Annotated in this window: 12 protein-coding genes and 1 pseudogene; 6 read left to right on the top strand and 7 right to left on the bottom strand. The window is 66.9% G+C overall.

What is annotated here, in order from left to right:
- Positions 1-497: 497 nt before the first annotated feature.
- Both ACFLIM_RS49420 and ACFLIM_RS49415 read right to left on the bottom strand, forming a co-directional pair.
- Complete coding sequence (locus tag ACFLIM_RS49420; RefSeq protein ID WP_393177742.1) at positions 498-1,430, bottom strand: D-alanyl-D-alanine carboxypeptidase family protein; 933 nt, start codon at positions 1,428-1,430, stop codon at positions 498-500.
- Positions 1,431-1,467: 37 nt separating this feature from the next.
- Positions 1,468-2,181, bottom strand: a complete 714-nt coding sequence (locus ACFLIM_RS49415) for a D-alanyl-D-alanine carboxypeptidase family protein (RefSeq protein ID WP_393177740.1) — start codon at positions 2,179-2,181, stop codon at positions 1,468-1,470.
- A gap of 504 nt (positions 2,182-2,685) precedes the next feature.
- Here ACFLIM_RS49415 and ACFLIM_RS49410 point away from each other — a divergent pair.
- Positions 2,686-4,008, top strand: a complete 1,323-nt coding sequence (locus ACFLIM_RS49410; RefSeq protein WP_393177738.1) for an aspartyl protease family protein — start codon at positions 2,686-2,688, stop codon at positions 4,006-4,008.
- Here the strand turns inward: ACFLIM_RS49410 and ACFLIM_RS49405 are convergent.
- A complete protein-coding gene (locus tag ACFLIM_RS49405) occupies positions 3,965-4,204 on the bottom strand; it encodes a recombinase family protein (RefSeq protein ID WP_393177736.1) in 240 nt (79 codons plus the stop codon). The two genes, ACFLIM_RS49410 and ACFLIM_RS49405, sit on opposite strands and share 44 nt — an antisense overlap.
- Positions 4,188-4,349 carry a hypothetical protein gene (locus ACFLIM_RS49400; protein WP_393177734.1) on the bottom strand — a complete coding sequence of 54 codons (162 nt, stop codon included), beginning with the start codon at positions 4,347-4,349 and terminating at the stop codon, positions 4,188-4,190. Before ACFLIM_RS49400 ends, ACFLIM_RS49405 begins: the two co-directional genes overlap by 17 nt.
- A gap of 282 nt (positions 4,350-4,631) precedes the next feature.
- On the opposite strand from ACFLIM_RS49400, the pseudogene ACFLIM_RS49395 reads away from it, so the two are divergent.
- A pseudogene (locus ACFLIM_RS49395) lies at positions 4,632-5,015 on the top strand (DNA-directed RNA polymerase subunit beta); the annotation flags it as partial.
- Between the two features lie 38 nt (positions 5,016-5,053).
- On the opposite strand, the gene ACFLIM_RS49390 reads toward ACFLIM_RS49395, so the two are convergent.
- Together ACFLIM_RS49390 and ACFLIM_RS49385 are read right to left on the bottom strand one after the other, a co-directional pair.
- Positions 5,054-5,953, bottom strand: coding sequence for an aminoglycoside phosphotransferase family protein (locus ACFLIM_RS49390; RefSeq protein WP_393177732.1), 900 nt, complete (start codon positions 5,951-5,953; stop codon positions 5,054-5,056).
- Positions 5,954-6,326: 373 nt separating this feature from the next.
- Positions 6,327-8,039 carry an MFS transporter gene (locus ACFLIM_RS49385; RefSeq protein ID WP_393177730.1) on the bottom strand — a complete coding sequence of 571 codons (1,713 nt, stop codon included), beginning with the start codon at positions 8,037-8,039 and terminating at the stop codon, positions 6,327-6,329.
- Between the two features lie 670 nt (positions 8,040-8,709).
- Here ACFLIM_RS49385 and ACFLIM_RS49380 point away from each other — a divergent pair.
- Positions 8,710-10,347: a hypothetical protein gene (locus ACFLIM_RS49380; protein WP_393177728.1), complete on the top strand. Its 1,638-nt coding sequence runs from the start codon at positions 8,710-8,712 to the stop codon at positions 10,345-10,347.
- A 185-nt stretch (positions 10,348-10,532) separates the two neighbouring features.
- Here ACFLIM_RS49380 and ACFLIM_RS49375 read toward each other — a convergent pair whose 3' ends face one another.
- On the bottom strand, positions 10,533-10,778 hold the full coding sequence (locus ACFLIM_RS49375) for an integrase core domain-containing protein (protein WP_393177744.1): 246 nt from the start codon (positions 10,776-10,778) through the stop codon (positions 10,533-10,535).
- 59 nt (positions 10,779-10,837) lie between these two features.
- On the opposite strand from ACFLIM_RS49375, the gene ACFLIM_RS49370 reads away from it, so the two are divergent.
- The 3 genes from ACFLIM_RS49370 (at position 10,838) to ACFLIM_RS49360 (ending at position 12,486) form a co-directional block, all read left to right on the top strand.
- Entirely contained in the window at positions 10,838-11,179 is a 342-nt protein-coding gene (locus tag ACFLIM_RS49370; RefSeq protein ID WP_393177726.1) for a DUF5372 family protein, read from the top strand.
- Complete coding sequence (locus ACFLIM_RS49365; protein WP_393177724.1) at positions 11,164-11,883, top strand: DUF4429 domain-containing protein; 720 nt, start codon at positions 11,164-11,166, stop codon at positions 11,881-11,883. Before ACFLIM_RS49370 ends, ACFLIM_RS49365 begins: the two co-directional genes overlap by 16 nt.
- Positions 11,884-12,084: 201 nt before the next feature.
- The gene (locus ACFLIM_RS49360; RefSeq protein WP_393177722.1) at positions 12,085-12,486 is read left to right on the top strand and encodes a PASTA domain-containing protein; all 402 of its coding nucleotides are present in this window, start codon (positions 12,085-12,087) and stop codon (positions 12,484-12,486) included.
- The last annotated feature ends 623 nt before the right edge of the window (positions 12,487-13,109 follow it).

The raw sequence follows: 13,109 nt of genomic DNA, 5'->3' as shown, positions 1-13,109 counted from the left end.
CACCGCTCAGGGCACACCCCTCCTCACGACACGCGGACAACGCGAAGCAGAAGTGGGGACCTAAACCGGCCACCAGTGGTGACCTCGAACTGGCCACCTGTGGGGACTTTTACATGGCCACGGACACCGAGCGGTGCCCAGGATCAAGCGACGGTGGCTGCCCCGGCCCGGCGAGCAGCTCGAGCGCGCCTGAGGCGGTGAAAGGAGCCGCCCCCCTGCGTGAGCAGGCGTTCTCTGTCGGAGCGACACTCGGCACCGGGCCAAGCCGTCCTCAACCGGGGCCAGCACGCGACTCCTCGGCTTCACCGCCGCTCCAAAACCTCAGCGACGAGAGAGAAGCTTCACCGATCCCGAGATCTCCTCAACCGCCAGAGCGACATGCTCTAAACGGAGAACCTCCTGGTCCTGGGGCGGGATGACCTGTAGAGGCGCTCGGGAATCCAGAGCTTATTTCTTAGTAGATAAGACGCCCGAGAGGGGACGAACGGTTGGGGCATTCACGAAATCGGCGTTCTTTGGCGATTCAGGTTTCGCTGGGCCGCCACGATCAACCTCCTGCTCGCGACGAACGCGGCCTCCTTCTTCTCCTCGAGCGTGTCGTCGGGGTCGCCCTGGCGTAGGACCACCCCGAGGATCAGCCGGTGGCGGTCTCCGGACGTGGGATGGGCGGCCCACAGCAGCGCTCCGCCCGCCGGCGTGCTGGTGCCGGTCTTGAGGCCGACTACCCCGGGCAGCTTGAGCAGCTTGTTGCTGTTGACGATCTCGCCCGGGATGCCCGGGATGGTGATCTTGGTGGTGGCGACGATGTCACGCAGCACTGGATTCTTCATGGCCTGCCTGGCCAGCTTGAGCTGATCTACCGCTGTGCTGACCGTGGTGGGTTCATATCCGCTCGCCCCGGTGTAGGTGGTGTTGTTCATGCCCAGCTTGGCGGCGGCCGCGTTCATCTTGCCGACGAAGGCCCGCTCCGAGCCGGCGTCCCAGCGGGCCAGCAGACGTGCGGCGTTGTTCCCCGAGGGGATCAGCATCAGCTCGAGAAGCTGCCGCTCGGTGAAGCTCTGGCCCGCGGTGATCGGCACCGTGGACTCGTCTCGGTTGCCTGACTCGATTGCCGCCTGCCGGTCGACCCGGATGGACGGCCCCGCGGCGTTCCTGCCGAGCGGGTGGTCGCGAAGAATCACCAGAGCGGTCATCACCTTGGTGACGCTCGCGATCGGCACGGGCCGCTGCTCGCCGTGCACACTGAGGCTGTCTGCTTGCCCGGTGACTTCGACCGCCGCCTGCCCCTTCGACGGCCAGGGCAGAGCCGACAGCCGGGCCAAAGTGATCGGTGCCGGCCTGGAGCTCGACAACGACAGTGGCTGGGCCTGCGCGCCGCTGTAGACCAGCCAACCCGCGGCGAGGACGGCGGACAGAGCGACACCGAGCACCCACCTAGTGGGAGAAAGACGAGACAGCAAGGGCTCTTCACCTCCAGGAGACCGGGGCGCGCTTCTCGCGCCCACGTGGATCGTGCGTAGGGTCGGCATACATGGGCGGGCAGCTGTCATCGACGGCTTCGGGGCGCAGGTCGTAGTGCCAGGGTTCGTTGCTGTAGATCTGGCACAGCCCGTACTCGGCGCCGTACTCGGACAGCCACGCCGCGGCATCGAAGAGTCCAATGTCGACCGCGTCCCCCGACACGTGAGCAGACGTGCCCGCGGTGGCCACCCACCGGGCGGCTTCCTCTTCGGATCCGTACTTCGAGACCGTTCCTCGAGCCAGTGCGCGCCTTCGTGGGGCGCGCGTCCAGCGCGATGCCCTTGACGTGGTTGGATTCCGCCGGTGGTAGCACGAGCATTCGTGCCGAGGCCGGGGAGCCGGAGCGGCGCATACCTCCTCGTCGAACATCCGTTGTTGGACATGGGGATCGCGGTATCCCGAGGTGAGGCCGATGAGCTGGCCGTGACGCCAGAGCGCCTCGGTGCGCGCCGCGGTGAACGCCGCCATGGCGCCGTCGGTGAGCCCGGTGAGGTCCTCGGCGGGGAATCGCATCCCCAACGCCCAGCGGCAGGCCAGTTCGCGGGCGCGGCCGGGATGGCGGGCGAGCGCCGCGGGCAGCAGGAGAACGGCGAGCACCAGCGTGACCGCGGCGAACAGCCGGTCACGGGGCCGAGGTGGGATGGTGCGTGGTTCGTCCATGACGAACCACGATTGGCGCCGAATGTGCGTGCGTTGTCCGTCGCATGTCACCGTTTGTCGACGGCGGTCACCGTCGGCGCGACCGTGACACGACCATGACAAGGCGCGGATGAGGCGGGGACACGGCCGGGCGACAGTGGATGGGGTTGACCGGCGGGCGAGTTACGGAGCGTGCTGTTGATACTCGGCGGCGTGTCGCGAGTGTTGCTGATCGGGGATGACCCGGCCGTGCGGGAGGGCCTTGAGCCGACCCTGACTTGAACCGTCCACCGTGGACTGCAAGCCGTGTCCGGACGAGCCGAAGGTGGACTGCGGCACGGTGACCGTACCGATCGACTGGCTCCAAGCCGAACGGGCCGACCATCCAGCTGGCCCTGGCCCGGCGCAAGGCCACCGATCCGGCCGCCCGCATCGGGACGAGGGCGAGATGAACCGGCCGGAGCTGCTGTGACCGTCCGCTGGGACAGAAAGCTGCGGCGAAGGTGATCACGAAAAGGAGAAGGCGTGGCTAATGACAGAGAATGGGACCGGCGTTCGCTGTTTCGGGGCGCCGCTGTGCTGGCCGGTGCCGCCGCGGCCGCGCCGCTGCTGGGCGGCGCGGCCACCGCGCTGGCCGGCAGCAGTGACGCGGACGCGCTGTTCAAGGCCGGCAAGTTCGAGCAGGCCGGCCGCGCGTACGAGAAGATCCTGAAGACAGACCCCACGAACCTGCACGCGGCCCGCCGGCGCGGCTACGTCGGGCTGCTGTCCAACCGGTTCCCCGACGCCGAGAAATACCTCAAGATGGCCTTCAACCTGGCGCCCGACGACAAGGAGACCAACCAGCTCCTGGGCGACTGCTACATCCGGCAGGACAAGTTCGCCCTGTCCGCACCACACTGGCAAGCGGCCGGCGAAGAAAGCTACGCCAAGTGGTTCGCGGCGGTCAGCGGCGAGGCGTATCAGATCCACGGCGAGACCGCGCGGGTGCCATTCCAGCAGATGGACCCCGAGCCGCTGGTGGAGGCCTCGGTCAACGGCGGACCGCCGAAGCGCTTCATGTTCTACACCGGCGCCCCGAATCTGAGCATGCGCGCGTCGGTGGCCAAGGAGGCCGGGCTGAGCCCCGTCGCCAGTCAGAAGACCGATTTCGAGGGCATCCCCATCTGGGCGTACTGGGGGATCCTGGACTCCTTCAAGCTGGGCGGCATCGAACTGCGCAACGTCCCCGTGAGCTGGTCGGCAACGGAGTCGGGCGAAGATGTCGACACCGACAGCGACGGCCTGATCGGCACGTGGGTCTTCTACCACTTGCTGACCACCTTCGACTACGCGGGCCGGCAGCTGATCCTGCGCCGCCGCACCCCCGAAATGGCCAGGAAGGCACGCGCCGCCGCCACACGAGCGGGCGCCGAACCCCTGCCGCTGTGGCTGGCCCGTGAGCAATACCTGCACAGCACGGGCAGCTTCGCCGGCGTCGCCGGCTCCGGCACAGGGGTGGTGGGCGTGAACTTCGGCGGAGTCGGCGAGATCGCCGCGGGCGTGCGCGGGGAAACGGCCGAGCAGTTGGGGATCCGCACCGACTACGACCGCCAGATCGGGACTTTTGCCCAAAGCCACCCGGCCGTCGTCTACCCCTGCTACCCGAAGGAGATCCGCCTCGGCAACGCCGTCGCCAAGGAGGTCTACTGCTACACGAACCCAAACCAGCCGGTCAACGTGCCCTGGCCCTATGGGACAGGGTTCGACTCGATGGGCTGGTTTTCCCACTGCTTCTGGAAGCCCTACAACATCACCGTCGACTTCACCGACATGAACCTCTACATCGCCCGCGGCAAGGCCGCCTGATCACCGCGACTGCCGCCTCGTGCAGCAGCGTGGTGAAGCCCGCGCGGTCGAGGGAGAGCTGGCGGCTGGAGGTGGCGGGGTCTTCGTGGACGGGGGCGCCTGCGGCCAGCAGGGCGGCGAGGGCATGCCGCTGGCGGGCGTCGGTCTGCTTGTCGGTGGAGTGCCGCAGGTAGACCCGGTCAGCCACGTCCGGCATCCCGGGAGTGGGTGCTGGTAAAGGCGCGGGCGATGAGCAGGGCGTTGCGCGCACTGGTGGGGACGTAGTCACGCCGCTCCCGGGTGTCGGGCTGCCAGGCCAGCTCGACCGCGCCGTCTGCCTCGTTGGCGCGGTCGAGCAGCAAGACCTCGCGGTCAAGGAAGGCAGCGACCTCCTCCAGGAACGGAGCTGATTGGATCGCCGTACCGTTTCCGCAGGTAGTTGAACGCGGCCTAATTGGATCTGACCGTTGGGGGCGGAATCGACTGATTATGCCCCCCATGGGTTTCGCGAGTTGACGCTGTGGATCAGGCTCTCATCGCGCTGCCCTGTGGAGATCGTTTCTCGAAGCACGCGCTGACTTCGATGATGACGGCGTCACAGGGTTATCGGGCCCGACCTGGACTGGGCGTCCGTCCGACGGTGAGTCAAGGCGCAGGCCAATACGGTGCTCAACGCCGACGGCACGTTCGCCGACGCCCGCGTCCTGGTCCGCACCAAGGGCGGTGAGACCGAGCTCGCCCGTGCCGACGAGGTCGACTACATCGACGTGTCACCGCGCCAGATGGTGTCGGTCGCCACGGCGATGATCCCCTTCCTCGAGCACGACGACGCCAACCGCGCGCTCATGGGCTCCAACATGCAGCGCCAGTCGGTGCCGCTGCTCAAGAGCGAGGCGCCGCTGGTCGGCACCGGCATGGAATACCGTGCCGCGACCGACGCGGGCGACGTCATCAGCGCCGAGAAGGCCGGTGTGGTCGAGGAGGTCTCCGCCGACTACATCACGGTCATGAACGACGACGGCACGCGGTCGATCGCGGTCTGCGAGCTGAGATCGAATACCAGTGCCTAGCCGATGAGGGCCTCGGTGATCTGACGGGTGGTCTGCATGGCGACCTGGGGATTGACGGCGGCATAGGAGGTGTATGCGTTCAGGCCTGTAGCCAAGGCCCAGCCGCGGCCCCGGGTCCAGGTGGCGTCGTCCGCACCGAGCGCAGCGCGGAAGGCGGCCCGGCTGGCGGCCGACATCAGGGTGAAGGCGATGGTCAGGTCGCAGGCCGGGTCGCCGACGCCGAGCCCGCCGAAGTCGATGACCGCACTGAGGCGGCCGTCGACGGTCAGCAGGTTGCCGGTGTGGAAGTCGCCGTGGAACCAGACCGGAGGACGATCCCATCCCGGGGCGCTCAGGGCCGCGTTCCACAACTCGGTCATGGCCGTGGTGTCGAACGCGGCGCCCACCTCCGCGATGGCGGCCCGCGTCGCGCGGTCCCGGTCGGCCAACGGCCGGGACGTGAGTTTGTCGCGGACCTTCGCGGCCTGGATGTCCTCGGGTGCGAACCGCTGAAGGGCGGTCAGGAACTCCGCCAGTTCGACGGCGGCCGCGGACGAGTCGGCCAGTGCCTCGACGGTCGCCACCTCGCCCTCGAGCCAGCGTGACACCGCCCACCGCCACGGATATCCGAAGTCGGGCTTACCCACTCCCACTGGTACCGGGATGGCCAGCGTCAGCTGCGGGGCGAGCCGGGGCAACCACTCGAATTCCTTCTCGGCCTGTCCGATGGCGCCGGCGTGACGGGGCAGCCGGACGGACAGCTCCCCGCCCAGCCGGTAGATCACATGGTCCGAGCCGGCCGGCTCGAACAGCTCCAGGGGCAACGCGGCCAACTGCGGGAACTGCGTATCGACCAAGCCTCTGACCAGAGTGGCAGTGATCGCGGGCCGGGTGTCCGGGGTTCTCGTGGTTGCCAAGAGCTACTCCTGAGGTCGGCCCGCTCCGTGTGGCGGGCAGCCGCGACCATCACAGTGCACTGCGGGCTCGCCCGTCGACCTGATTTCTCGCTGAACCCGCCAGCATAGCCACCAGACGGTGACGGATCGGTACGCGCCGTGGGAACGGTCGGAGAACCGGGGCTCGTAGTACGCCTCCAGCAGCAGCCGAGAACAGGCTCCGGCGCGTCACCGACGAAGTGTGTTCACCGTGGAAGATCTCCGGGACACTGTACAACCCCACCGCAAGCTCAAGGTGCACCGAGCCGCTGATCTCACCTTCGGTGACTACATCTTTCTCCTGAAGGAACCACAACGCTGGTCCGCCCTGGCCTGGCAGCTCGATCACCAGCTCTCACGCATCTGGACGAGGTACGGGAGCCGGCGTGCGGGTGTGGCTGTCAATGCCAGCGCCCGCATTCGTGGATTGGTTATCGGTCCCGGCACGGGGGGCGGCCCCAGCCGCGGAGCGGCTACTTCCTCGACCGTCGTCAGGCTTCTGTGCCGACCCCGTGAGTCTTCCAACCGGACGCAAGGCATACACCAGCACGGCTACTGCGAAGAGTGCGATGAGCATGATCCAGACCGCGCCGACGTGCATAGCGTGGATGAACGCATGATCGGCAGCCTGCGCAAGAGCGGGCCGGTCGAGCGCGGCGGCGACATGCCGAGCCTGTTCTGCGGAAACCCGGGCGCTATCCTGTAGCGCCTCCGGGACATCGCTCAGCGAGGGTTCGATCGCGCCTCGATATGCGATCGACATGATCGTGCCGCCCACCGCAATCCCGATCACACTGCCGGCCTGCCGCGCCGTGTTGGTGACGGCCGACCCGGCACCGGACCGTTCCAGCGGCAGGCTGCTGATCAGTGCTCCGGTCACCGGGGCCATCACCATGCCGACGGAAAGGCCCTGCGCCAACAACAGGATCTCGATCCAGACGAGTGGGGTGTGCAGATCGAGAAATCCGACCGCGCCCATGCTGAACGCCGCCACAGTGAGCGCTGGCACGGCGACAGGGCGCAGCGACCATCGGCGAACCAGACGTGCGCCCAGGGGCGCCCCTACGACAGCGCCGACCGCGGTCGGAACATTGGCCAAGCCGGCCTTCATCGGCGAGTAGCCCAATGCACCCTGCATATAGAACGCGTTGTAGAAAGTGACGGCAGCCACAGAAAAGAGCAGCAACGCCATGGACACGTTGCCACCACCGAACACCCGCTGCGCAAGCATCCGGGGATCGAAACTCGGTTCCTTGGTTCTCAATTCGACGAGCACGAAAGCGGCCACCAGGACAAGCCCGACCGCGATCGGCGCCCAGACGTCCGGACGACTCCAGGCGTCCACCTGCCCCGCGCGAATCAGGCCGTAGGTCAACGCCGCGAGTCCGCTGATCGACAGCAATATCCCAGCCGGGTCCAGCGGTCGCACGGTGGGGCTGCGGAAATTGGGGACCAACAGGACGATCCCAGCCAATGCCACCACGACAATGGGGACGTTGACGAGAAAGACCGAACCCCACCAGAAATGGCTGAGCAGGAGTCCCGCCATCACCGGGCCTGCTGCCATTCCGACACCGGTGGATGTCGAGGAAATGGCGATTGCGGTTGCCCGCCCGGGGCCGGTGAAGGTCCACAACAGGATGGCAAAGTTGGCAGGCATGATCAGTGCGGCGCCGACTCCCATCGCGGCCCGGGCGGCAATCAGCTGGCCTGCATCGCCTGCGTACGCCGCCCAGATCGAGGCCCCAGCAAAGATCACCAAGCCAATTGCGAGCACATTCCGGTGGCCGAAGCTGTCGCCCAGTGCGCCAGCGGTGAACATCAAGGTTGCGAAGACCAGGGTGTATGCGCCTGTGGCCCATTGCAGCTCGGCCGGGCTGGCACCCAGTCCACGGACCGGGTCGGCAAGGGTCTCCAGGGTAATACTGAGGACGGTGTTGTCCAGCCAAATCAGCAGCGAACACACCATAAGAACGGCAAGAATCAACTGCTGCCTGAACTTCGGCAGCGTCGGAGGCGCGGTCATGAACACCTTCGGATATCGATCGGCGGGAACCCGAACGACCATAGGAAAACTCCACGACACTGTCAAGTTTAGACATTCTTGTCGAGACTGTTGCGGTCGAACGGACGATATGCCCTCGGACGGATTTGCGGACTGAGCAATTGTGTGCCCTCTGGCGGATTTGCGATTTGAAGGATTTCATGACTTCGGGAGGGTTGCGACTGAGCGGATTCCATGCCCTCCGGCCCGGTGAGCTGTCGCACCGCGTCCGGCAACCCCTGTGCCGTGCCAATATTCGTGTACTGACGCTCACCTGGGGGCAAGCGATCGCTAAGCCGCTCGCCGATACTGATTGATCAATCCCGAGACAGCCTTGGTCCGTCGGACCGGCGCCCTCCATCTGTCCTACTACGCGGGCGAAATCACCGAACCGATATCTTGAGTAGAACGTGGCCAGGTACTGGCGCTCCATCCGCCGAAAACCCATCGCCACAGGCACGATCAACGAATACCAGCACGCCGCGTACCCGCAGCTCAGGCTACGTAACTCAATATTCGAGCGGTACACCTTCCGCAAGGGAGGGCCCTGCCTTCCCCCCGAGAACGCGCTCTCTCGACCGGGGCGGGGGCATGCTTGATCACGGTTTGGTGTCGTGCGATCGGCCGATCTTGACGTGGGAGCACCCATAAGACGTTATTAGAACGTCTGTTCCCATCTGTGCAGGAGGTCCTCGTGCGCCACCCACTGGTTCGCCGATTAGCCGCTCACTGCGGCACCGCCGGCCTGATCACCGGCCTGCTCACTGTCGCGGCCCCCGCCGCCTCGGCGGCCGACACCACGACCGACCTCGGGGTGACCCTCGGCTCCTACACCGCCGACCTGGCCGTCGGCGGCGGCCGGGTGTTCGTCCCCGCCGACGACCGGATCATCGTGGCCGACACCGGCGGAAACCTCACCGGCGGCGTCGTCACCGGCCTGTCCGGCGTCCGCAAGCTGGCCATGAACGCGGACGACACCCGCCTGTACGCGGCGCTCACCGGCTCGAACGAGGTGGCCGAGATCGACACCGCGAGCCTCGCCGTCACCCGGCGGATCGACCTGTCGGCCCACCCGTGCCCGTCCACCCTGGCATTGCTGGGCGAGCGGCTGTGGGTGGGGCACGGGTGCGACAACGGCCCTGGCGGCGTCGTCGGCCTGGATCTGAGCGCGGCCACACCGGCGCCGGTGGCGGTCGGGGGCGAGCACCTGCGCGCTCCCGTGCTCGCGGCCGCCGGCGACACGCTCGTGGTCGGCCGGACCAGCCTGCACCACGCCGACATGCTGGTCTACGACGTCGGCGGCGGCACCCCGGAGCTGCGCGGCACGATCGACGGCGAGGAGTGGCGCATGGACTACCTGCGCGACCTCGCCCTGACCTCCGACGGCACCACCCTGTTCTCCGCGGCCGACACCCCCGGTCACTTCACCAGGTACGACACCAGGACCCTGGCGGCGACCGGCACCTACGGCAACGGCTGGGACGGGTATCCGTCGGCCGTGGCGCTCAGCTCGGGCGGCGCCTACGTCGCCGCGGGACGCCAGTGGGGCAGTACCGACCTCACGCTCTACGACGCCGCGACCAGCGCGGCGATGTTCGCGGCCGACCAGCCGGACGCCGAACTGCTCCCGGACGGCGTCGCGTTCTCCGGCCCGGACGTCTTCGTGCTGCTGCGGAGCTCCGCGAACCGGCTGCTGCTGTGGCGGGTGACGGGCGTCGCGCTGCCGGCATCCAATCTGACGGTGACGGCCCCGGCGCGCGCGTATGTCGGCTCGCCGGTCACCGTCGAGGGGCGGCTCACCCGCACCGACGGTAAGGCGCTCGGGCTCAAGCCGCTCGCGGTGACCCGGCGCCTGCTCGACCGGACGAAAGAGCCGATCGCCGGCGTGACGACGCAGAAGAACGGCACGTTCACTTTCGAGGACATGCCGCCGGACATCGGTGAGGTGACCTACTTGGTGTTCTGGGACGGCGACGACCACTACCGCCGAAGCAGCGCCTCCGTCACCGTGACGGTCAGGCACAGATCCACTCTCACCATGGACGGGCCGCAGTCAGGCGTCGTCGGCACGGCCATGGAGCTGACCGGCGTGCTGACGGCGGGCGGCAAGCCGCCCTCGCCGGGGGCCACGCTCACCGTGCAGCGCAGCGTGTACGTCGACAACATCAGCGATGGAAGCGTCAAGCTCCCGCAGGTGAGCGTGAACGCCGACGGCACGTACACGTTCACCGACACGCCCGCCATCGCCGGCAGGTACAGCTACCTCGCGTTGTGGTCAGGGGAGGCCACGGCCGGGCCAGCCAAGGCCACCCATCAGATCATGGTCGAGTGACCTGACGGCCGTGCCCGGCCATCGGGCCGGGCACGGCCGTCAGCCCTTCATCGCACCGCCGAAGTTGAACGAGCCCGCCAGGTACTTGTTGACCGCCACGTAAAGGATCATCGCCGGCGCCGTGTACAGGATCGAGAACGCGGCGAGCTGTCCGTAGGCGTGTGGGTGCCGAGAACTATGTCACCTCATGCGACCTGCACGTACTCGTGGATCAGGTCACCGAATCGATCTCGCCTAAGAACACGGACCTTGCCTGGTGGAGCCGGGCCGCCTCTCCCGTCCGGAGGTTCCTGATCAAGGCCGCGGTGTGGTCGGTGGGTGTTGTAATGAACTGCATACTCGCCGAGGACACACCGCAAGTGCCTCTGTCCAACGATGAGCATCCGGTCAGTGCATTCCCGGCGGACAGTGCCGACCCAGCGCTCGGCGATCGCATTGGAGTACGCCGTCGACTACACCCGATGGCGATGATCGGTATCGACGTGTCCGGGTGACCCACCCGTTCCATCCGCTGTGCGGGCGCGACTTCAAGTTTGTGGTCCATCGCCGGAACTGGGGTGAGGACCAGGTCTACTGCCGCGACGAGGATGGCGGCCTGTTCTCGCTGCCGGCTGCGTGGACGGATGTGGCAGGTGCCGATCCGTTCGTAGTCGCGCAGGTCGACCGCTTCCTGCTCCTCCAGAGTGCGCCAGCAGAAGTCGCCGTAGTCGTCGTCGCCGAACGCGGCGGCCAGCGACGTGCGCAGGCCCAGCCGGCTCGTCGCGGTGGCCGCCCGTCTGCGCAGCCGCCAGTGTTCGGGCACCTATCCTTGCTTGCATGGGTGACGTACTGAAGGGGCGAGGTTGCGCGTGGGAGTTCGAGGACGGGGGGCTGCGCATTACGCCTGAGCCGGGTAAGGCGTCGAAACTGAGCATGGAACTCGGTGAGCGGTTCGTGCCGTACGACGCGCTGGCCGATGTCATGCTGGAGCCTGGTGCACGCGGCAGGGTGGTATTGCGGGTGGTTCCCCGGGAGGGAGCCGATCCGGTCATGTCCGCGGCAACGGGGCAGCTCCAGGAGTCGCTCGATCCGTACCGGCTGGTGCTGCCCGCCGCCACGGAGACGCTGGCCGACCAGTATGCCGACGAGATGCGCGCGGCCCTGTCCGAGCGCGGTCCGGCTGAGCGGTTCCTGATCGCTGGTCCTTCGGTGCCGCGTAGTTTCAAGGCATGGGATGGTGAGGCCGCCTTCGACGGGCAGGCTGTCACCTTCACCTGGTTCTCGTCCGGAGCTTCCCCGGCCAAGTACACGGCAGGTGACCGGCGTTACCCGATCACCGAGATCGAGGGCGTCGAGTGGCATGCACTGGAGGACGCTCGCGGGTCGTTGCGGCTGCGCATCCGTGGACACCAGGCCCTCTCCAACCCCAACAACGATCCCGCCTCCGTGGTGTTCGGCATTGGCTGGGGAGCCACGCATCACTCCCTGCCCTTCGCCGCCGCCGTGCTGGCCGCCGTACAAGCTCCCATGATCGAACAGGTCGCGGCGGAAGACTGAGCTGCTGTCCCGTATGTGACTTTTGTGCGCGTTGGTACTTGGAACTCAAGGCAACCGCCAGGGGTGCGCCAGGCAGTGCAGGCGATGTTCCCAGAGAGGATGCGGCCGGATCCGGACAGCATTCCGTGACAACCTGATCACGCTTTGGCACGTCTCACCTCCTGTCACGTTCCATTCACCCAAGCCCCGCAGGAGTGCACGTTGCTCAAGCGCTTCGCTCTCGCCGTCCTCGCCACCGCATGCCTGACCGCGTGCGGCAACGGCACTGCGCCGGCCGCGCCCGTCGAGACAGTCACCGCGACCGTCCAAGCCACGCCCACCACCAGCCCCGACGAAACCGACCCGCCCAAGCAAGAAGAGACCCCAAGCGACGCCGCGGCAAAGAAGAAGCTGCCGAACGTCGTCGGCATGAACCTTCAAGAAGGCCAGGACACGCTGCAGGCGGCAGGCTTCTACGTACTGAACGACAAGGACGCCACCGGGCAGGACCGGCTGCAGGTGTTCGACCGCAACTGGGTCGTCACCAAACAGTCGCCAGCTGCTGGGCAGAGGGTGAGCACGGACACGCTGATCACCCTGTACGCCAAGAAGCTCGGCGAATAGAGCAGGTCTGGGCAGCCACCTGCTTCTGGGCAAGCGCAGGCGACTGGACCCGTAACGCTCCAGAATGGCTGCATAGCTCTTGACCTGGGACGACGCTCCCCGTACCGATACGACACCATCGACCTTGTGCTCGTACGATTGCTCTACCTGATCGCCACGCGGATCTTCGCGTGGCTCGTCCTGCCATCTCGTTCCTCCGCAGCCAAAACGCAGAAATATTGATCCTTTGGCACGAGGTAGTGCTGCGCCATCAAGGCACCGCGCCAAGGCCCACCTGACCGGACCGCGCCCTACTCTGCGCCTGTTGGGTTCGATTATTCGGTCACTGCATATGACCTGTTGGTTCGCTATGCACACTGAAATCCCGACGCTTCGATTTGAGCGATGGCTCAAGCTATTTTGAGCGGGCGCTCAGATGGCGGCACCCGAGATCCTCACGTCTGCCAAGAACCGCAGGCCACCGCGTGGGTCGAGTTTTCGAGCCCCACACCCTCGACCCGATCTGCCTGAAGGTCTTCGAGGAGAAGACCAGCGGCAAGCTCGCCACCGACGACCGGCCAGACCTCCTGAACGCGCTGGGCTACATCCGCGAGGGCGACCTGCTGACCGTCCACGAGGTCGAC

It is taken from the genome of Nonomuraea marmarensis (assembly GCF_043197025.1).
Classification (GTDB): domain Bacteria; phylum Actinomycetota; class Actinomycetes; order Streptosporangiales; family Streptosporangiaceae; genus Nonomuraea; species Nonomuraea marmarensis.
The sequence above is the reverse complement of the archived record's forward strand: the minus strand, read 5'-3'. Positions and strand labels throughout refer to the sequence as shown.